The 18854-nt window shown below is 73.6% G+C and carries 17 protein-coding genes; 8 read left to right on the forward strand and 9 right to left on the reverse strand.

Annotated features, from left to right (window positions below; translation table 11 throughout):
• Positions 1-36: 36 nt before the first annotated feature.
• From rocD to ACPPVO_RS52415, 3 genes are all read right to left on the reverse strand, one after another.
• Positions 37-1260, reverse strand: coding sequence for an ornithine--oxo-acid transaminase (rocD, locus tag ACPPVO_RS52405; protein WP_426506828.1), 1224 nt, complete (start codon positions 1258-1260; stop codon positions 37-39).
• On the reverse strand, positions 1257-2051 hold the full coding sequence (gene ddaH, locus ACPPVO_RS52410; protein ID WP_426506830.1) for a dimethylargininase: 795 nt from the start codon (positions 2049-2051) through the stop codon (positions 1257-1259). Before ddaH ends, rocD begins: the two co-directional genes overlap by 4 nt.
• Before the next feature lie 102 nt (positions 2052-2153).
• Positions 2154-2369 carry a hypothetical protein gene (locus ACPPVO_RS52415; protein WP_426506832.1) on the reverse strand — a complete coding sequence of 72 codons (216 nt, stop codon included), beginning with the start codon at positions 2367-2369 and terminating at the stop codon, positions 2154-2156.
• Between the two features lie 77 nt (positions 2370-2446).
• Between ACPPVO_RS52415 and ACPPVO_RS52420 the strand changes: the two genes are divergently transcribed.
• Genes ACPPVO_RS52420 through ACPPVO_RS52435 form a run of 4 tightly spaced genes read left to right on the forward strand, consistent with a single transcriptional unit; the run spans position 2447 to position 4459 of the window.
• Positions 2447-2836 carry a hemerythrin domain-containing protein gene (locus tag ACPPVO_RS52420; protein WP_426506833.1) on the forward strand — a complete coding sequence of 130 codons (390 nt, stop codon included), beginning with the start codon at positions 2447-2449 and terminating at the stop codon, positions 2834-2836.
• A 22-nt stretch (positions 2837-2858) separates the two neighbouring features.
• Entirely contained in the window at positions 2859-3446 is a 588-nt protein-coding gene (locus ACPPVO_RS52425; protein WP_426506834.1) for a nucleotidyltransferase domain-containing protein, read from the forward strand.
• Positions 3447-3458: 12 nt separating this feature from the next.
• Positions 3459-3704: a hypothetical protein gene (locus ACPPVO_RS52430; protein ID WP_360369978.1), complete on the forward strand. Its 246-nt coding sequence runs from the start codon at positions 3459-3461 to the stop codon at positions 3702-3704.
• The gene (locus ACPPVO_RS52435) at positions 3701-4459 is read left to right on the forward strand and encodes a metallophosphoesterase family protein (protein ID WP_426506836.1); all 759 of its coding nucleotides are present in this window, start codon (positions 3701-3703) and stop codon (positions 4457-4459) included. The genes ACPPVO_RS52430 and ACPPVO_RS52435 overlap by 4 nt, the downstream gene beginning before the upstream one ends.
• A gap of 4 nt (positions 4460-4463) precedes the next feature.
• Here ACPPVO_RS52435 and ACPPVO_RS52440 read toward each other — a convergent pair whose 3' ends face one another.
• On the reverse strand, positions 4464-5258 hold the full coding sequence (locus ACPPVO_RS52440) for an RNA polymerase sigma factor SigF (protein WP_426506838.1): 795 nt from the start codon (positions 5256-5258) through the stop codon (positions 4464-4466).
• Between the two features lie 255 nt (positions 5259-5513).
• Complete coding sequence (locus ACPPVO_RS52445) at positions 5514-6785, reverse strand: glycosyltransferase (RefSeq protein ID WP_426506839.1); 1272 nt, start codon at positions 6783-6785, stop codon at positions 5514-5516.
• A 131-nt stretch (positions 6786-6916) separates the two neighbouring features.
• On the opposite strand from ACPPVO_RS52445, the gene ACPPVO_RS52450 reads away from it, so the two are divergent.
• Positions 6917-9412, forward strand: coding sequence for a SpoIIE family protein phosphatase (locus ACPPVO_RS52450; RefSeq protein WP_426506840.1), 2496 nt, complete (start codon positions 6917-6919; stop codon positions 9410-9412).
• 100 nt (positions 9413-9512) lie between these two features.
• Here the strand turns inward: ACPPVO_RS52450 and ACPPVO_RS52455 are convergent, their stop codons facing one another.
• Positions 9513-10112, reverse strand: coding sequence for a hypothetical protein (locus tag ACPPVO_RS52455; RefSeq protein WP_426506841.1), 600 nt, complete (start codon positions 10110-10112; stop codon positions 9513-9515).
• 92 nt (positions 10113-10204) lie between these two features.
• On the opposite strand from ACPPVO_RS52455, the gene ACPPVO_RS52460 reads away from it, so the two are divergent.
• Positions 10205-12424 carry a TRAP transporter permease gene (locus ACPPVO_RS52460; protein WP_426506843.1) on the forward strand — a complete coding sequence of 740 codons (2220 nt, stop codon included), beginning with the start codon at positions 10205-10207 and terminating at the stop codon, positions 12422-12424.
• On the forward strand, positions 12330-13349 hold the full coding sequence (locus ACPPVO_RS52465; RefSeq protein ID WP_426506844.1) for a TAXI family TRAP transporter solute-binding subunit: 1020 nt from the start codon (positions 12330-12332) through the stop codon (positions 13347-13349). The genes ACPPVO_RS52460 and ACPPVO_RS52465 overlap by 95 nt, the downstream gene beginning before the upstream one ends.
• On the opposite strand, the gene ACPPVO_RS52470 is transcribed toward ACPPVO_RS52465, so the two are convergent.
• Positions 13350-13589 (reverse strand): hypothetical protein, encoded by a 240-nt coding sequence (locus ACPPVO_RS52470; protein WP_360369955.1) that lies wholly within the window; start codon positions 13587-13589, stop codon positions 13350-13352.
• Between the two features lie 64 nt (positions 13590-13653).
• The gene (locus tag ACPPVO_RS52475) at positions 13654-14361 is read right to left on the reverse strand and encodes a peptidylprolyl isomerase (RefSeq protein ID WP_426506847.1); all 708 of its coding nucleotides are present in this window, start codon (positions 14359-14361) and stop codon (positions 13654-13656) included.
• Between the two features lie 116 nt (positions 14362-14477).
• Between ACPPVO_RS52475 and ACPPVO_RS52480 the strand changes: the two genes are divergently transcribed.
• The gene (locus tag ACPPVO_RS52480; RefSeq protein ID WP_426506849.1) at positions 14478-16427 is read left to right on the forward strand and encodes an Hsp70 family protein; all 1950 of its coding nucleotides are present in this window, start codon (positions 14478-14480) and stop codon (positions 16425-16427) included.
• A 45-nt stretch (positions 16428-16472) separates the two neighbouring features.
• On the opposite strand, the gene ACPPVO_RS52485 is transcribed toward ACPPVO_RS52480, so the two are convergent.
• On the reverse strand, positions 16473-18851 hold the full coding sequence (locus ACPPVO_RS52485; protein WP_426506850.1) for a M28 family peptidase: 2379 nt from the start codon (positions 18849-18851) through the stop codon (positions 16473-16475).
• Between the last annotated feature and the right edge of the window lie 3 nt (positions 18852-18854).

Genomic DNA, 18854 nt, shown 5'->3' on the forward strand with positions numbered 1-18854 from the left:
TCCGCCGCAGCCCGGCCATCCACTTCGATACAGCCCCTAGGCCACCTCGCCACGGAGGACCGCCGCCAGGGCGTCCACGGCGAAGTCGATCTCCTCCTCCGTCACCACGAGCGGCGGGGCGAGGCGCAGGGTCGAGCCGTGGGTGTCCTTGGCCAGCACGCCGCGGGCCATGAGGTGGACGCTCGCCTCGCGGCCCGTCATGAGCGCCGGGTCGATGTCGATGCCGGCCCACAGGCCCCGGCCGCGCACCGCGGTCAGGCCGTGGCCGACCAGCGCGTTGAGGCGCCGGTGCAGGTGGGCGCCGACCTCGCGGGCGCGGGCCTGGGGCTCGCCGGTCTCCAGCAGGGCGATGACCGCGCGGGCGACCGCGCACGCCAGCGGGTTGCCGCCGAAGGTGGAGCCGTGCTCGCCCGGGCGCAGCACGCCGAGGATGTCGGTGTTCGCGGCCACGGCCGAGACGGGGACGATGCCGCCGCCGAGGGCCTTGCCCAGGATGTACATGTCCGGGACGACGGACTCGTCGTCGCACGCGAAGGTGGCGCCGGTGCGGCCGAGGCCGGACTGGATCTCGTCGGCGACGAAGAGCACGCCGCGCTCGGTGCACAGGCGGCGCACGCCCGGCAGGTAGCCGCTCGGCGGCACCAGGACGCCCGCCTCGCCCTGAATGGGCTCCAGGAGTACCGCCACCGTCGTCTCGTCGATCGCGGCGGCGAGCGCGTCGAGGTCGCCGTAGGGCACGACGACGAAGCCGGGCGTGTAGGGGCCGTAGTCGGCCCGGGCCTCGGGGTCGGTGGAGAAGCTCACGATGGTCGTGGTGCGGCCGTGGAAGTTGCCGTCGGCCACGATGATGGTCGCCTGGCCGGCGGGGACGCCCTTGACCTGGTACCCCCACTTGCGCGACACCTTGATCGCGGTCTCCACGGCCTCGGCGCCGCTGTTCATCGGCAGCACGAGGTCCTTGCCGGTCAGGCGGGCCAGGTCGCGGCAGAACGGGCCGAACTGGTCGTGCAGGAAGGCCCGGCTGGTCAGGGTGACCCGGTCGAGCTGCTCGTGGGCGGCGGCGACGAGGCCGGGGTGGCGGTGGCCGAAGTTCAGCGCGGAGTACCCGGCAAGGCAGTCGAGGTAGCGGCGCCCGTCGACGTCGGTGACCCACGCTCCCTCGGCCTCGGCGATGACGACCGGCAGCGGGTGGTAGTTGTGCGCCGTGTGGCGCTCGGCCTCCTCGACCGCCGGGGCCGTGCGGTTGGCAACGCTCGTCATGATGACCGGACCTCCAGGGTGCAGCACTTCGGGCCGCCGCCGGCCTTGTGCAGCTCGGACACGTCGACGGGGACCGGCTCGAACCCCTTCGACGCTAGCTCCCCGGCCAGGCGGGTGGCGGCGGATGGCAGGACGACCCGGTGGCCGTCGCTCACCGCGTTGAGGCCCAGCACGGCGGCGTCATCGGCGGTGGCGAGCACGGCGTCGGGGTACAGCCGGCGCAGGACCGCCTGGCTGCCGGCCGAGAACGCGCCCGGGTAGTACGCGATGTTGTCCCGCGACAGCACGGTCAGCGCGGTGTCGAGGTGGTAGTAGCGCGGGTCGACGAGCTGCAGGGTGAGCACCGGCCGGCCGAAGAGCTCCTGCGCCTCGGCGTGCGCGGCGTGCTCGGTGCGCAGCCCGGTGCCGGCCAGGATCCAGTCGCCGGCCAGCAGCAGGTCGCCCTCGCCCTCGTTGACGCTCTTGGCCGCGTGCACGTCGAAGCCGTTGCGGGCGAACCACTCCAGGTAGGCCGGGCCCTCGTCGGCGCGCTCGGGGTGGCGGAACTGCGCGCCGTACACCCGGCCGTCCACGACCGTCGCGCCGTTGGCGGCGAAGACCATGTCGGGCAGGCCGGGGATCGGGTCGATGAGCTCGACGGTGTGGCCGAGCGCCAGGTACAGCTCGTAGAGGGTCGTCCACTGCGCCACGGCCCGAGCGGCGTCGACCGGCCGGCTCGGGTCCATCCACGGGTTGATCGCGTAGTCCACCGCGAAGTACGTCGGGCGGCACATGAGGTAACGACGGCTCATGCTTCACAACCTACGACCCCCTTCGGCGGCGAACCATTGCGATCCGGTGCTTGATAGCGCAGTTTTGTTGTGCAGTACCGCCGGGAAACGGCGGAACGTTGTTCAGTTGATCTCGCGCCAGTTGCCCGGCTGCGCGAGCAGGCCGGACACGCAGTTCATCGCGCTCTCCTCGTCGGTGAACTCGTAGCGCCGGCAGCGCCCGTCGGCGCCGCCCTCCCGCGACTCGACCCACCAGATGCCGGCGTCCTCGAGCAGATAGACGTCGCGGCGGGCCAGCCGCCCCCAGGTGCCGTTCCACCAGTGCTTTCTTCGCTCCATGGTCGACTATTCGAACACATGTACCAACATCACGGTAGAGTGGGTTAGCGGATGTCCGCTCTGGGTACGCCTGCACCATGTCGGCGGATCTCCTCGAGCTCCTCACGGCCGAGCACCGCCGGCTGGAGTCGCTGTTCGCCGACGCGGAGACGGCCTCCACCCCGCAGCGGCGCCGCGACGCGCTCGCCGCCGCCGCGGACGCCCTCGCCCGCCACGCCGACGCCGAGTCGCGCTTCCTGCACCCGGCCCTGCGCGAGCACCTGCCGGCCGGGCCGGACATCGCCTCCTACGAGGAGGCCGAGCACGCCTCGTTCGCCCCGCTCACCGCCGAGCGCTTCGACGCCGTTCGCCAGCACATGCAGGAGGAGGAGACCGAGCTCTTCCCGCGGCTGGCCCAGGCCTGCCCGGCCGGTGAGCTGCGGCGCCTGGGTGAGGAACTGGCGAATTCGGTGCGTGTGACGGAATGACGGCGGGGGTAAGCCGTCAGGCATGGCAGTTTCCGAGGACAGTCAGCCGCTGATCGCCACGCTCAAGAAGGCCGCGTTCCACCTCAAGGACGCGGGCATCCCCTTCTGTCTGGCGGGCAGCTTCGCGGTGTACGCGCGCGGCGGTGAGTCCGTCGACCACGACATCGACTTCCTGATCAAGCAGGAGGACTCGGAGCGGGTGCTGGCCGCGCTGGCCGAGGTCGGCTTCCGCGGCGACGTGCCGCCCGAGGGCTGGCTGGTGAAGGGCTGGGACGACGAGAACCTGATCGACTTCATCTTCTGCCCCGTGCAGCGGCCGGTGACCGACGCGACGCTGGAGGACACCGACATCATCGCGGTCAACGCCTGCCACATGCCTGTCCTCTCGGCGACCGAGCTGATGATCCACAAGGTGCTCACCTGGTCGGCGCACTACTGCGACTTCGCGCGCGGGCTGCCCGTGGCGCGGTCGCTGCGGGAACAGATCGACTGGCCCCGGGTCTACCGGGAAACGGCCCACTCGCCGTACGCCCATGCTTTCCTGTTCTTGATCGACCGACTCGGCGTGATGTCGATGGCCGAGGCCAGCGCCCTGGCCGCGGCCATGTGAGGGGAGACCACGATGTCCACGGAGCAGTACGTCGAGGGTGAGCTGCAGCATCTGCTCGCCGAGGACGACCGGATCACGGAGCAGGGCATCCGCTTCGTCCGCACCGGCGCCGGGATCGCGCTCGTCGGCGAGGTGGAGAGCGCCGAGCGCCGCGACACGATCTGCCGGGTGGTCTCCGAGGCGTTCCCGGACCTGCCGGTGCAGTGCAACATCGGCCTGACCCGCGTGCACGAGCCGGAAGAGGTGGAGGAGCTGTGACGGGTACCGACGAGGGGTGTGTGCGGATCGCGGCGGTCGGGGACGTCCACCTCGACGCCGACGTGGTCGGCCGCTACCGCCCGGCGCTGGAGCACCTCGGCGGCAAGGCCGACCTGCTGCTGCTGGCCGGCGACCTCACCCGGCACGGCACCCCGGAGGAGGCGGCGTGCGTGGCCCGCGAGTTCGGCGGGCTGGCCGTGCCCGTCGTCGCGATCCTCGGCAACCACGACTACCACTCCGACCGGCCGGAGGAGGTTACGGCGGTCCTGCGCGACGCCGGCCTGACCGTCCTGGAGTGCACCGGCACCGTGCTGGAGTGCAACGGCATCCGCGTCGGCGTGGCCGGCACCAAGGGCTTCGGCGGCGGGTTCGCGGGCGCGTGCGCCAGCGAGTTCGGCGAGCCGGAGATGAAGGCCTTCACCCGCCACGGCCGCGAGCTCGCGGCGCGCTTCGGCGAGGCGCTGGCCGCGCTGGAGTGCGACGTGCGGATCTCGCTGACCCACTACTCCCCCGTGCCCGAGACGCTGCTGGGCGAGCCGGTGGAGATCTACCCGTTCCTCGGCTCCTACCACCTGGCCCAGGCCATCGACGGCGCGCCGGGCGTGGGCCTCGCCGTGCACGGGCACGCGCACGCCGGGTCGGAGCGCGGGACGACCCCCGGCGGCGTGCCGGTGCGCAACGTGGCCCACCCGGTGATCCGGCAGGCCTACAACGTGTACCAGCTGACGGTCTCCTCGGTCCTCACCCCGGCCTGAGCGCTCACAGCGGGCCGTTCAGCTCGCCCCGCAGGAACGTCAGGGCGTGGCTCAGCAGCCGGGACACGTGCATCTGCGAGATCCCCAGCCGCTGGGCGATCTGCGTCTGCGTCAGGTTGCCGAAGAACCGCATCGCGATGATCCGCTGCTCCCGCTCGGGCAGCCGCTCGATGAGGGGCCGCAGCGACTCACGGTCGTCCACCGCCTCCAGGGCCCGGTCCAGGCCGCCCAGGAGGTCGGCGAGCTCGGCCCCGGTGTCGTCGCCGCCGGCGGGCGCGTTGATCGACAGGGCGCGGTACGCGTGCCCCGACTCGAGGCCCTCGATGACCTCCTCCTCGCTGACCCCGAGGCGGGCGGCGAGGTCGGCGACGGTCGGCGAGCGGCCGAGCTCCTGGGCCAGGCCGCCGGAGATCTTACCGAGCTCCAGGCGCAGCTCCTGCAGGCGCCGCGGCACCCGCACGTCCCAGCCCTTGTCGCGGAAGTGCCGCTTGAGCTCGCCCGCGATCATCGGGATGGCGTAGCTGGGGAAGGCGGCGCCGCGGGCCGGGTCGTAGCCGTCCACGGACTTGATCAGGCCGACGCCGGCGACCTGGACGAGGTCGTCGAGGGGCTCGCCGCGGTTGCGGAAGCGGCGGGCGAGGTACTCGGCCAGCGGGAGGTACAGCTCGATGAGGCGGGCCCGGACGCGGGGGCGGTCGGGGCTGTCGGGCGGAAGGTCGGCCAGGAGGGTGAGCAGGGCCTGGGCGGCCGATTCGACGTCTTTGCCGGGTGCACGGGGTCCGCGGGAGGTGATGGTCATGAGGGGGTCTCCCTGCCTGCCGGCCGGGAGGGCCACGACGCACGGCGGCGCACGGCGGTCTCACGGCGAAGTTCGGCCAGTCGGCGCCCTGGTCTCGAGCGCCCGGCACGTCCCGCGGCGACTGGATCGCGGCTGATTTGACGACCCGCCGAGGCCATCCGACGAAGGACTCGGTCCAACGAAGGATGCGGATGTGGTTCGACAAACGTACCGCGCCGCCCGGTCCATGAGCAAGACGCGAACCACCGAACGTGATCAGGAGACCTCGGAGAGTTCGTCCTCCTCGGACGACTCCTCGGCGCCGTCGGCGGCGACGGGGCCGCCGGTCACCGTCTGGTACACCCGCTCCAGCTCCGCCGCCGCACGCTCCCAGCTGTAGCGGGAGCGGACGCGGTCGATCGCGGCGCTGGCGAAGCTCATCCGGCGCACCTCGTCGCCGAGCAGCGCGCGCAGGGCGCCGGCCATCGCGTTGACGTCGCGGGGCGGCACGAGCACGCCGGTGACGTTGTCGATGACGCTCTCGCCGATGCCGCCGACGGCGTAGGCGACCACCGGCACGCCGCAGGCCATCGCCTCCAGCGGGGTCAGGCCGAACGGCTCGTACCAGGGGGCGCAGGCCAGGACGTCGGCGGAGCGGTACCAGGCCGCCAGCTCCTCCGGGGTGACCGCGCCGACGATGCGCACCCGGTCGGCGACGCCGTGGGTGTCGGCCAGCTGGATCAGGCGGCGGGCCTCGGGGTCGGCGTCGATGTCGCGCGGCGGGCGGGCCGGGTCGGGGCCGCCGACGACGACGAGCTCGGCCCCCGGCACGCGGCGCAGCGCCTCGACGAGGTCGCCGAAGCCCTTGCGCGGCACGAGCGGGCCGACCGACAGGATGCGGCGCAGCCCGGGGCGGCGGTGGTCGGCGGCCGCGCCGGACGGCGTGAACAGCTCGGTGTCGACGCCCGACGGGACGATCACGGTCGCGGCGCGGCGCACCCCCATGCGGCCGAGCTCGGCGACCTCGTCCTCGCTCTGCGCGACGACCCGGTCGGCCAGCGAGCCCAGCGTGCGCTCCATGCCCGCGCGGGGGCCCGGGCCGGCGTTGTGGTCGACGGGCAGGATGCGGCGCTCGGCGGAGGCGAGGCCGTGGTACGTCACCACGACCGGCCGCCGCACGTCGGCGGTGGCGGTGAGCGCGGCGAGGCCGGAGAGCCAGTAGTGGGCGTGCACGACGTCCGGGCCGGCGCCCGCCTCGTCGCCCCAGCGCGCCGCGAGGGCGCGGCCGAAGTCCCCCATGTGAGGCAGGGTGTCGTCGGGCGGCAGCGACTCGACCGGGCCGGCGGGCACCTGCTCGACCGTGACGCCGGGCGCGAACGGCAGGCGCTCGGGCGCGGCGCGGTCCTCCCGGCGCACGTACACCGTCACCTCGTGCGACATGGCTCCGAGGGCCCGGGCCAGGGCCGCCACGTGCGTGTGCCGGCCTCCCGCCGTCGGTCCGCCCAGCCCCAGCGGGCTGGCTTGGGCGGAGACCAGGGCAATCCTCAAGACTCCGACCTCCACGAACCGACTGCGCTGACCTGCCAACGCCCCTACCCGGGCCGGATGGTGGTAAACATCAACGGGCGAGCCGGACGCGGTGCGCCGGGACACTGGCACGGACGGGAGAGGCGACAGGCATGGCCGAGAGGGCCCCCGCGGAGGGCGGCAACAGCAGCGCGGAGCCGGCGGAGGCGCTCGCCGCGCTGGTCGCCAAGCTGCGAGCCGAGCTGACCGGGGTGCGCACCGCCATGCGGAACCGCGCGGTCATCGAGCAGGCCAAGGGCGTGCTCGTCGAGCGGCTCGGGATCACCCCCGACCAGGGCTTCGACCAGCTCGTGCGGCTCAGCCAGCGCACCAACATCAAGCTCATCGAGGTGGCCGCGGCGATCGTCGGCACCACGTCGCCGGACCCGAACGCCCCCGATGTGGTGAACCTCATCGACGACGAGCTGCGCCAGCACGTCGCGCGCTCCCGGGCCTCCACCAAGGTGGAGAAGCCGGATGCGGTGCCCGTTCCGGCCGCCCGGAAGCGCGCCAGCCGAACCCCCGAGGTCGAGGCGCTGCAGTCCCAGCACCAGCTCCTGAGCGCCCGGATCGCGGCCGCCCGCAGCTACGACGAGATCTGCGACGTGCTCGGCACCGCCCCGACCGCGTGGCCGCCGCCCACGGCGGTGCTGCTGACCCTGCTCGACCCGGACGGCGCCCAGCGGGGCGTGGGCACCTTCGGGGTGCCGGGCGAGGTCCGCAGCCGCTGGTCGCGCATCCCTCCCGACCCGGGGCTGCCGCTGGTCGTCGCCGTCCAGGAGGTGGAGACGCTGTGGCTCGCGCCCGAGCCCGACGCGCGCCGCCGGTTCCCCGTGCTCGGCCAGCAGCCCTTCGGCGGCGAGACCCTGCTGGCGTCCCCGCTCATCGCCGGCGAGCGGGTCATCGGCGGCATCCTCATGACCTGGGCCGAGGGGCTGCCGGCCGGCGAGGAGCTGCGGCGGTACGTGGCCGCCCTGCTCGAGCCGGTGGGCCGCCAGGTCGACGCGCTCATCGGCGACGAGATCGCCAGCGCCTGGTTCCACGTGGGCGGCGAGGAGAGCGGGCAGGCGGCCCCGGCCCAGGTGTGGCTGCCGACCGTCGTCGACGCGCTGCACGACCCGGGCGCGCTGCTCTCCCCCGTGCACGAGGACGGGCAGCTCGTCGACTTCCGGGTGGAGTACGCCAACGGCCTGGCCCGGCAGATCTTCTCCGGCGCGCGCGTCGACCCGGACGAGGCCACGCTGCTGGCCGCGTACCCGGCGCTGGGCAGCGCGACGCTGCTGCCGGAGTTCGCGCGGGTGCTGCAGGACGGCCAGCCCCGCCGCCTGGAGGGCCTGCGGGCCGACCCGCGCACCGACGGCGTGCCGGGCCCGCAGACGCTGACCGTGCACGCGGTGCGGCTGTGGGACCGGGTGTTCGCGGTGTGGAAGGTCGCCACCGAGGCCGATCTCCTGCACGACCAGCTGCTGCAGGCCGAGCGCATCGCGGGCATCGGCTCGTTCTGCTGGGAGCTGCGCGACCCGGAGCCGCGCTGCTCCCCCGAGCTCGTCCGGCTGTTCCACCGCGGCCAGGCCGGCCGCGGCGACGCGGGCCGCATCCCGGTCGACGAGCTCACCGCGAGCGTGCACCCCGACGACCTGCTCGCCGTGCAGGACGCGGTGCGCCGCACGATCGTCGAGGGCAAGCAGCTGCTGGCCGAGATCCGCGGCGCGGGCCGCGTCAACGGCCGCCGCCTCCGCCTGACCGCCGAGGCGATCCACGACGACACGGGCAACGTCACCGCGGTCCGCGGCACGCTGCAGGACGTCACCGAGGAGCGCGCGATCGAGGGCCGCCTGCGCCGCGCCGAGGAGGCCCTGGCCGCCCAGCGGCACCGCCTCGCCGACGAGCGCCGGGCGGCCGAGGCGCTGCAGAAGGCCCTGCTGCCGACCGACCCCGAGCTGGGCCACCTGGAGGGCGTCGAGATCTGCGGCCGGTGCCGCTCCCCCGAGCGCGTCGGCACCATCGACGGCGACTGGTACGACGCCACCCCGGTGGGCGGAAGCGGCTCGATCCTCGTGCTGGGCGACGTGGACGAGCGAGGCCTGTCCTCGATGACGACGGCGGCCCGCCTGCGCTACGCGGTCCGGGCCTACGCCATGCTGGACATGTCGCCGGGAGACATCCTGACCGCCGTCAACGGCATGCTGTGCGCGATGGAGGTGGAGCACACGGCGTGCCTCATCGTGGCCCGGTACTCCCCGCAGACCCGCGAGCTGCGCTGGGCCGCCGCGGGCCAGGTGGCCCCGATCCGCTACGACGCCGCGGGCCTGGGCACCGTGCTGTCCGGCCCGCTCGGCCTGCCACTGGGCGAGGTGGACCAGATGCAGTACTCGGACACGGCCGTCACCCTCGCCCCGGGCGACCGCGTGCTCTTCTACACCGGCTTGAACGCGACGGTGGCGCGCTCACGGGGCGACCGGCGGCGGGGAGGCGGGCTGGAGCTGGTGCGGCGGGCCGGGGAGAGCGTCGACCTGGCCGACTTCGACGCCGTGGTGTCGCACCTGATGACGGTGCTGAACGTGCCGGAGGACGAGGACGTGTGCGCGATGCTGGTGCACGTGCCCTGATTCGCGGCGTGTTCGGCGCGACAAGTCGGGCGCTCCGCGCCGCGACTTATCGGATTTATCGCCCGCCGGGTGGCATATCCGGTTTTCGCCGGGTGGGGAATCAGAGCAATCTTGAGTCCCAGTCCCATGGGATCGCCAGGCCGTCGAAGCGGCCCAAGGCGTCGCGGTGGCGGGCGGCGATCACGATTCGGTCCGGGCCCAGGTGGGCCAGCAGGTCGTCGTCGCCGAACCAGCGTACGGACGGGTCGGGCCACCGCCACAGGCCGTCGTCCAGTTCGCGGAGGCGGACCTTCACCGCACGGACCGCGGTGGGCTCCGGGTCCATGTGGACCAGGCCGTGCACTGGGGCGTACACGGCCTCGTAGACGGCGGCGTACACCAGGAACCGCGACAGGGGCAGGCCGGTGCGCAGCTCGTCGTTCTCGATCACCTCGGGGTCGGGGGTGCCGTTGTCGTGAGCTTCGGCGTCGTAGGAGTACCAGTCGGTGGCGCCCTGCCAGAAGCGTGCGCCACCGGGCGGGAGCATCTCGTGGTCGCGGCTCAGCGGGTAGGTGTAGCGCGAGGCCAGGCGGTGCCACTCGGCCAGGGGTCCGGGCACGCGGGGCAGGTCCAGGTCGGCCGGAGGGCGGTCCGGGGGGCCGTACCAGCGATACACGAACCGGCCCAGGCTGTCGGGCGCTACGACGTCCAACTCGTACACGCGCAACATCATGCCGCGTTGTTGCACGTTCGCTACCAAATCCCGGAAGTAGACCGCTACGAATATTGATGAAAACGCGTATTCTCCGGCGCATGTCGGACGAGTCCGGAACGGGGACGGCTCGGGACGAGGCGCGCGGCACCGTCGCGGATGGCCGGCCCGAGGAGGCCGTGGATGGCATGGACCAAGAGGGCGAAGCCGTCGACGCCTCCGTGCTCGAGGACGCCGGCGTCCGGGAGCTCGCGGCGCAGTTCGAGGAGGAGAAGCCGGGGCGGCGCGTGTACGGCTCCGTCGACGCCGGGGTCACCGCCGTCGCGGCGATCGCGGCGCTGCTCGTGCTGTGGCAGGTGTTCCGGCCGCTCGCCCAGGGCAGCCAGTACTACCTCGTCATCTTTCTCGGGCTGGTGCTGCCCCTCGTGTTCGTCCTCTACCCGTCAGGCATGCGGCTGCGGCGACGCGGCGGAACACCGCCGGGAGACGGCCCGGTCCTCGGCGGGGGCCCGACCGCCGGGGACTGGGTCCTGGCCGTCGTCGCGCTCGTCACGTGCCTGTACCCGGTGCTGCCCTTCGTCGGCGGCGGGTACGACGCGTTCCTCGACCGGCAAGGGCTGCTCGACCCGCTCGACGTGGTGATGGGCGCGGCCCTGCTGCTGCTCATCGTCGAGGCGTGCCGGCGCACCACGGGCTGGGTGCTGCCCGTCGTGTGCGGGCTGTTCCTGGCGTACGACTACTACGGCGGGCTGCTGCCGCAGGGCTGGGAGATCGCGCACGCGGGGCTGGACTTCGACCAGATCGTCGACGCGCTGTACAACTCGCCGAGCGGGTTCTACGGTACGCCGCTCGACGTCGCGGCCTCCTACATCGTGCTGTTCACCATCTACGGCGCCGTGCTCGACCTGTCGGGGGCCGGCGCGTTCTTCGTGGAACTGTCCGTGGCCGCGTTCCGGCGCTCCCGCAGCGCGGCCGGGCGCACGGCGGTGGCGTCGGGCTTTCTGCTCGGTACCGTATCCGGCTCCGGCGCCGCGACGACCGTGAGCATCGGCGCGGTCACGTGGCCCATCCTGCGCCGGGCCGGTTACCCCGCGGAGCGCGCCGGGGGCATGCTCGCCGCGGCCGGGGTGGGCGCGATCCTGTCCCCGCCGACGCTGGGCGCCGCGGCGTTCATCATCGCCGAGTACCTCGACGTGTCCTACCTCAAGGTGCTCGGCTGGGCCACGGTGCCGACGATCCTGTACTACCTGGGCATCCTGCTCTCCGTCGAGATCGACGCGCGGCGGTTCGGGGCGCGGGCGGTGCGGCTGAAGGTGGCGCCCGCGTGGTCGCTGCTCGCGCGGTTCGGGTACCACTTCCTGTCCCTGATCGTGATCGTCGTGCTGCTGGCGCTCGGCCGCTCCGCGACGCAGGCGGTGGTGTGGGCGACCCTGCTCGCGGCCGCGCTGTCGTTCCTGGACCGGCGGCACCGGCTCACGCCGCGGCGGCTGGTCCAGGCGCTCGCCGCCGGCATCCGCGGGGTTCTGCCGGTCGTCGCCGTGTGCGCGGCGGCCGGGGTCATCACCGCGAGCACGACCAAGACCGGGCTCGGGCCGCAGCTGTCGAGCCTGATGGTCGACTGGGCCCAGGCCCTCGCCACGAACCACACCGCGGTCGTCGCGCTCACCGCGATCTTCGCCGCGGTCGCGATGACGCTGCTCGGCCTGGCCGTGCCCGTCACCGCCTCGTTCATCATCGGCTGGGTCATCCTCGGCCAGGCGCTGCTCAACCTCGGCATCCCCGAGCCCGCGACCGCGATGTTCATCTTCTACTTCGCGGTGCTCTCCGAGGCGACGCCGCCGACCGCGCTCGCGTCCGTGGCGGCGGCCGCGGTGACCGGCGGGCGGGTGTTCCCGACGATGTGGCAGACGCTGCGGTACGCCCTGCCGGCCTATCTGGTCCCGATCGCCTTCGTGGTGACCCCGGCCGGGCAGGGGCTGCTCGGCATCGGCGGCTGGGACCGGGTCGCGTTCGCCCTGGCCGCCTCGGCCGTCGGGGTCCTGGCGCTGTCCGTCGCCGCCGGCGGCTGGTTCACCGGTCTGGGGGCGGCTTCGGCGGTACCGCGGGTGCTGGCCGGCCTGGCCGCGCTCGCCCTGCTGTGGCTCGACCTGTGGACCGTCGTCGCCGGCGTGGTGCTGCTCGCGCTGGCGGGACTGCTCGTGTTTCTCTCACCGCGAAGGAGCTCACGTGCGAACCCTGAAAATCCTGTGCGCGACGGCGATCCTGCTGGCGGGGGTGGCCGGGTGCGGGGGCCGGCAGACGCCCGCGGGGACGTCCGCTAGCGCGGCGGCCGGCGCCGCGGTCGACTGCAGCGTCAAGAGCGACACCCGCATCTCGATCGCGACCGGCAACACCACCGGCGTGTACTACGTCGTCGGCAACGCCCTCGCCGAGCAGGTCACCAAGGCCACGAGCAACAAGGTGAAGGCGACCGCGGCCGAGACCCAGGCCTCCGTGGGCAACATCCAGAGCCTCGACAAGGGCGACTACCAGGTCGCGTTCTCGCTCTTCGACACCGCGACGGACGCGGTGCAGGGCACCGGCTCGTTCGACGGCAAGCCGGTGAAGATCGCCGCGCTGGGCCGCATCTACGACAACTCCACCCACGTCGTCGTGCGCGCCGACTCCGGCATCAACTCGGTCGCCGACATGAAGGGCAAGCGCATCTCGACCGGGTCGCCCAAGTCCGGCACCGAGGTCATCGCGCAGCGGCTGCTGAAGGCGGCCGGGCTCGACCCCGACAAGGACATCCAGCCGCAGCGGCTCGACCTGGCCAAGACGACCGACGGCATGAAGGCCGGCTCGATCGACGGGTTCTTCTGGTCGGGCGGCCTGCCGACGTCGGGCGTCACCGACCTGTTCACCACGGCCGGCGACAAGGTGAAGTTCCTCGACATCGACTCGCTGCTGCCGAAGATGCAGCAGCTCAGCCCGGCGTACCAGGCGGGCACGATCCCGGCCGCGACGTACAGGACCGCGGCCGACGTGAAGACGATCGTGGTGCCGAACGTGCTGCTGGTGCGCTCCGACATGGACGCGGGCCTGGCCTGCGTGCTGACCAGGACGCTGGTGGAGAAGCGCGACGAGCTGGCGAAGGCGAACCCGGCGGCGAAGGGCATCACCCTGCAGACGGTGCGCAGGACGGCGCCGGTGCCGCTGCACCCGGGCGCGACGGCGGCCCTGGACACGCTGGGCGCCGCCAAGTAGCTACCGCAGCATCCCGGCCAGGTGGGCGTGGACGGTCCGGGCGGCCAGCTGGGCCTCCCGGATCGCGGTGACGTCGGCGGCGTCGTGCGGGAAGAACGTCAGGCGGCCGTCCTCGCCCACCACGACCGGGACCTCGATCCGCTCGAGGATCGCGGTAAGCGTCCACTGCGCGTCGAGCGCGGCCCGTCCCGCCCGCCGGACCATCGCGGGCGGGACGCGCCAGACATCGTCCACCGTCATACCTTCAGGCTAGGAACGGCTCAGGTGGTACGACAGGATGATTTTCCGCCTGTGGAAAACCCCCTCAGAGGGCCAGGATGATCTCCGTGCGCCGGGCCGGGGCACCGTCGACCGGGGCCGGGTCGTCGGCGGTCGGGGCGACGCCGCCCGCGGCGATGCAGTCCAGGGTGTGCAGGCCCAGCGGGCGGACCGAGCCGAACACCGTGTAGTTCGGGCGCAGCACCGAGTCGGCGAAGACCAGGAAGAACTGGCTGCCGTTGGTGTCCGGGCCGGCGTTGGCCATGGCGAGCAGGCCGCGGCCGTAGATGCGCCGCACGCCGGTCGGGTCGGTCGGGGCCGGGGGCAGGTTCGTGGGCAGCTCGTCCTTGTAGCGGTACCCGGGGCCGCCCTCGCCGGTGCCGGTCGGGTCGCCGCACTGCAGGACCTTGAGCGTGGGGTACGTGGTGAGCCGGTGGCACACGGTGCGGTTGTAGAAGCCGTGCCGCGCGAGGTGCAGGAAGCTCTGCACGGTGCAGGGCGCCTCGGCGCGGTCGAGGGTCAGCGGGATCGGCCCGAGGTTGGTGAACAGCGTGACGGTGACGGTCCCGCGGTCGGGCGTGTGCCGCGGGTCGGGCGGCAGCGAGACCGGGCGCGCCGGCGGGTCTTCGGGGGTCGCGGTGTACCCGCAGGGGCCGGGCGCGGACGCGGAGGCCGCCGGGGCGGCGGCGGTGATGCCCACGGCCGCGGCAAGCACCACGAGAGCGACGAGTGATCGGACCACGCTGTCCTCCATAGACGTTTGACGATACGACACCTGCCGGTCTAACGGATGTCGATGCGCCCGTCAAGCGCGGAAACCGGACCCGTTGAGCCGATAACACCCCGCTCACCAGCCCGTATATTGGCTGCGTGGACGCGCGAGGTTACCGGCTCGGGGTCGACTTCGGTACCTCGAACACCGTGGCGATGCTGGCGTGGCCGGACGGACACGTCCGGCCGCTGCTCTTCGACGGTTCGCCGACGCTGCCCTCAGCCGTGTACGCCGACGCCCAGCAGGGCCTGCTCACCGGCCGCGACGCGGTGCACGCGGCGCGGATCAGCCCGGAGCGCTACGAGCCCAACCCCAAGCGGCGCATCGACGAGCCGGCCGTACTGCTCGGCGAGCACGAGGTCGCGACCGTGGACCTCTTCGCCGCCGTCCTCGTCCGCGTGGCCGGCGAGGCCCGGCGCGTCTCCGGCGGCGAGCTCGGCCCCACGACCATCACCTGCCCCGCCGCCTGGGCCCAGACCCGGCGGCGCGTGCTGCTCGCCGCGGCCGAGCGCGCCGGCCTGGGGACCGTCACACTGGTGCCCGAGCCGGTCGCCGCGGCCGAGGTCTTCTCCTCGATGGGCGGCTCGAGGCCGGGGGCCGCCTTCGTGGTGTACGACCTCGGCGCCGGCACCTTCGACGCCTCCGTCGTCCGCCGCGGCAACGGCACGTTCGAGGTCCTCTCGGCCGAGGGCCTGTCCACGTCCGGCGGGCTGGACATCGACGCCGCCATCGTCGGCTTCCTCGGCGCGGTCCACGCCGGCCACGACCCGCAGGCCTGGCACCGCCTGACCCACCCGGACACCAGCAACGACCGCCGCGCGCACCGCATGCTCTGGGACGACGTCCGCTCGGCGAAGGAGATGCTCTCGCGCACGGCCCAGACCATGATCCACGTCCCGTCCCTGGAGTCCGACGTCCCGCTCGGCCGCGACCAGTTCGAGCAGCTCGCCCGCCCGATCCTCACCGCCACGGTGACGTCGACGCGCGCCGCCATCGCCGCCGCGGGCCTCACCCCCGCCGACGTGCAGGGCGTGTTCCTGGTCGGCGGCGGGAGCCGCATCCCGCTGGTCGCGACCCTGCTGCACCAGGCCCTCGGGATCGCGCCGACCGTCGTGGAGCAGCCGGAGCTGGTGGTGGCCCAGGGCGCGGTGGGCGCTTCGGCGCAGTTCACAACCCCGGCGGCGGTACCCGCTGCGCCTGCCCCCACCACCGCCCGCGCCACGGTCGCGGTGCCCCCGTCGTCGCCCGCCTACTCGCCGGCGGCCCCGGTCTCGCCGACACCACCGCCTCCGACGGCCTCGCCGGTTTCCGCCGCGCCGGTCTCGGCCGCGCCCATGTCCGCCGCGCCCATGTCCGCCGCACCCATGTCCGCCGCACCCATGTCCGCCGCACCCGTGTCCGCCGCGCCCACCTCCGCCGCGCCCATCTCCGGCCCTCCGACGGCATCCCCGGTCTCCACCCCGCCGGTTTCGGCCCCCCCGACGTCCTTCTCGCCGCCGCCGGCCTACGCGCCGCCGCCCGCGGGACGCCCGCCCGTCCCCGCGGCGTACGGCGCCCCGCCGGCTCCGCCCAGGCAACGCCGCACCGGAGTCCTGATCGCCGCGGCCGTGGCCGTCCTGCTGATCCTCGGCGGCGGCGCCTACGGCATCAGCAAGTTCATGGGCGACACCACCGACAACAACGGCGGCGACGGGCCGGGCTCCGGCTCGAGCGCCGGGGACGGCTCCCAGGTCCAGGCCGACCTCGAACGCGACAGCCCCGACTGGTACACCACGGCCGAGGAGTACGACGAGAAGGCGGGCACGACCGTCGCCTACAACTGCCCGAACAAGGGCACGATCGGCACCGTGTACGGCTCCAGCCCCTACACCACGGCGTCCTCGGTCTGCACCGCCGCGGTCCACGACGGCCGCATCACGCTGGAGGACGGCGGCCGCGTGGTCATCAAAATCATCCAGGGCTCCGAGTCCTACGAGGGCACCCTGCAGTACGGGATCAACACCAGCTCGTACGGCCCCTGCCCCTGGGCCTTCCAGATCGTCGGCTGACCCGCCCCGGCCGGCGCTCGACCGGGGCGGCGCTCGACCGGGCCGCTACAGCGTCTGCGTCGCCGCCACCGCCACGAGCTCGCTCGAGTGGCTGCCGAAGACGCCGACCGTGGCCGGGCGCGGCGTGAAGCCCGGCAGCCCCGTCAGGCCGTCGCTGCCGTCGACCAGCCGCAGCTTGAACGGCCCCGCCCCGCGCAGCACGAGCGTGACGTCCAGGCCCGCCGCCGGGGGGCCGTGGAAGACGACGCCGAAGCGGTCCTGGTCCTCGATGTACGTCGTGGCGGCCCGGCCCTCCACGGTCGCCGAGACCACGCGGTGGTCGCCGGCCTCGCCGTAGAAGGACAGGAAGCGCACGTCGCGCCCGGAGGCGATGCGCAGGTGCAGGGTGCGCTGGTCGCCGGACGTGTCGTCGGCGAGCACCGTGGCCCGGGGCGCCGGCAGGTTCGCGGCCTCGGCCGGGCCCACCGACAGCTCGCCGGCGGGCAGCACCGGGAACTGGCGGTTGAGCTGCTGGTGGCTCCGGACGTACTTGCTGGTCCAGTCGCCCGGGGACTGCTCCAGGCTCACCCACTCGGCGGTGCCGGTGTCGCGGTCCAGCGCGTACATCAGGTGCGTCGGCTCCGGATGCCCCTCGTCCCAGTTGTCGACGACCATGCCCGTCGCGGTACACACGAGCGCGACGCCCAGGGCCGCCAGCGCCGGCGCCGAGCCCAGCCGGCGGTGCCCCGGCGCGGTCGCGGCGCGGAACAGCGGCTCCAGGGCGGGCAGCGCGGCCAGGCCGAGCAGCATCGCGAACAGCGCCGGCGCCGCGCCCGTGGCCAGGCCCAGCGCCGGGAAGAACAGCGCCACCGTGGGCGCGAGCACCAGGGTCGCCACCGCCGCCCCCGCGGTCAGCACGGCCGTCTTCGCGAGGCGGTTCCGGATGTACAGCACCGCGATGCCGGCCACCGACCCGAACAGCGCCGGCACGGTCACCAGGTACGAGCCGCCCGGGATGACCGCCGCGAACAGCGCGCCGAGCAGCGCGAGCAGGCCCAGGGCGCCCGTGGCCAGCGGGACGGGCCCGACGCGGCGGCGGCTGAGCGCGTACCACCCCAGGAGCACCGCCGCCGTCAGCGCCACGACGCCGAAGCGGAACCAGGTCGGCCGGGCCGGGTCCAGCAGTTCGCCGTAGCCGGGCCGGATCGCGACCAGCACGGTCCAGAGCAGCTGGGCGGCGACGGCGACGACGATCAGCGGTACCAGCGCCAGACCGGCGCCCGCCAGCGTCCGCGGCACCGAGGTGAGGCCCCGGCGCCGGGCGAGGAACGTCAGCGCGGCGACGGCGAGCAGGGCCAGGATCGCCAGCGGCCACGTGAGGGCGGCCGGGTACCGGACCAGCAGCCCGGCGAACGGGAAGTAGACGGCGTCGCCGCTCGCGGGCTTCATGAGCGGCGGCAGGTCGGCCCGGCCGAACTCGCGGGCCAGCGCCAGGGCGTTGTCTCCGTGGTGCTGCAGGCTGGCGCGGTTCATCGTGGAGGGCCGGTCGAACGGGCTGTGGTACACCGAGGAGCCGTCGATGTACGCCGTGTTGAGCCCCGTGAACCGCTGCTGCGCCAGGAACGGGGTGAAGTCGGTGTCGTTGGACAGCAGCCGGTAGACCTCGACGGCCAGGCTGGTGCCGACCGGGTGCGGCGTGCGCGCGTAGACGTCGATCAGGTCGGCGTTGCCCTCGGACGTCTGGAACATCACCGCGGGGCCGCTGCTGCCGCGCGCCTCGAAGTTGAGCACGACCGACTGCTTCTGCCCGAGCGGGTGCCGGCTGACGAACGCCTCGGCCCCGCACAGGCAGGCCTCCTCGGCGTCGGTGAACACGAACACGACGTCGTTGCGCGGCTTCGCCCCGCCGCCCTGGGTCAGCGCCCGCGCGACCTCGAGCAGGGTGCTGCTGCCGGCGCCGTCGTCGTTGGCGCCGTAGCTCACCTGCACCGAGTCGTAGTGGGCCATGAGCACGACCTGCCCGGTGGAGGCGGTGCCGGGCAGCACCGCGACGACGTTGCGCACGTGGGCCATGCCGCCGTCGCCGAACTTCCCGGCGTTGACCCCGACCGCGTCCTGCACCTCGGGCTTGAGCCCGTAGCCGGTCAGCGTCTCGACGATGTACTCCCGCACCCGGTCGGCGGCCGGGCTGCCCGTCACGTGCACCTCCTGCCCCATGCGCCGCACGTGCTCGAACGCGCGGGCGGCGGAGAACTCCGCGGCCGGCGTCGAGCCGGGGCGGGGCGAGGGCGGCTGCACGTCGGCGATCCCGAGCGCCGCGACCAACGCCAGCACCAGGAGCACCACGGCCGCGACCAGGGGCCGCCGCGGCGGCTCCCCGAACGCGCGATCGGGCGCAACGGCGGTCTCGGCGTCGGACAACGCGGATGGAACAGGATCGGACATGGG

This window comes from Dactylosporangium sp. McL0621, assembly GCF_049995355.1.
In the GTDB taxonomy this organism is placed as follows: Bacteria; Actinomycetota; Actinomycetes; order Mycobacteriales; family Micromonosporaceae; genus Dactylosporangium.

Excerpts from the sequence above, each read along its gene's own strand:
- ACPPVO_RS52460 (WP_426506843.1), top strand. The coding sequence starts at position 10,205 with ATGTCGGACGAGTCCGGAACGGGGACGGCTCGGGACGAGGCGCGCGGC.
- ACPPVO_RS52425 (WP_426506834.1), top strand. The coding sequence starts at position 2,859 with ATGGCAGTTTCCGAGGACAGTCAGCCGCTGATCGCCACGCTCAAGAAG.
- ACPPVO_RS52440 (WP_426506838.1), bottom strand. The coding sequence starts at position 5,258 with ATGACCATCACCTCCCGCGGACCCCGTGCACCCGGCAAAGACGTCGAA.
- ACPPVO_RS52470 (WP_360369955.1), bottom strand. The coding sequence starts at position 13,589 with ATGACGGTGGACGATGTCTGGCGCGTCCCGCCCGCGATGGTCCGGCGG.
- ACPPVO_RS52430 (WP_360369978.1), top strand. The coding sequence starts at position 3,459 with ATGTCCACGGAGCAGTACGTCGAGGGTGAGCTGCAGCATCTGCTCGCC.
- ACPPVO_RS52415 (WP_426506832.1), bottom strand. The coding sequence starts at position 2,369 with ATGGAGCGAAGAAAGCACTGGTGGAACGGCACCTGGGGGCGGCTGGCC.
- ACPPVO_RS52475 (WP_426506847.1), bottom strand. The coding sequence starts at position 14,361 with ATGGAGGACAGCGTGGTCCGATCACTCGTCGCTCTCGTGGTGCTTGCC.
- ACPPVO_RS52450 (WP_426506840.1), top strand. The coding sequence starts at position 6,917 with ATGGCCGAGAGGGCCCCCGCGGAGGGCGGCAACAGCAGCGCGGAGCCG.
- rocD (WP_426506828.1), bottom strand. The coding sequence starts at position 1,260 with ATGACGAGCGTTGCCAACCGCACGGCCCCGGCGGTCGAGGAGGCCGAG.
- ddaH (WP_426506830.1), bottom strand. The coding sequence starts at position 2,051 with ATGAGCCGTCGTTACCTCATGTGCCGCCCGACGTACTTCGCGGTGGAC.
- ACPPVO_RS52485 (WP_426506850.1), bottom strand. The coding sequence starts at position 18,851 with ATGTCCGATCCTGTTCCATCCGCGTTGTCCGACGCCGAGACCGCCGTT.
- ACPPVO_RS52420 (WP_426506833.1), top strand. The coding sequence starts at position 2,447 with ATGTCGGCGGATCTCCTCGAGCTCCTCACGGCCGAGCACCGCCGGCTG.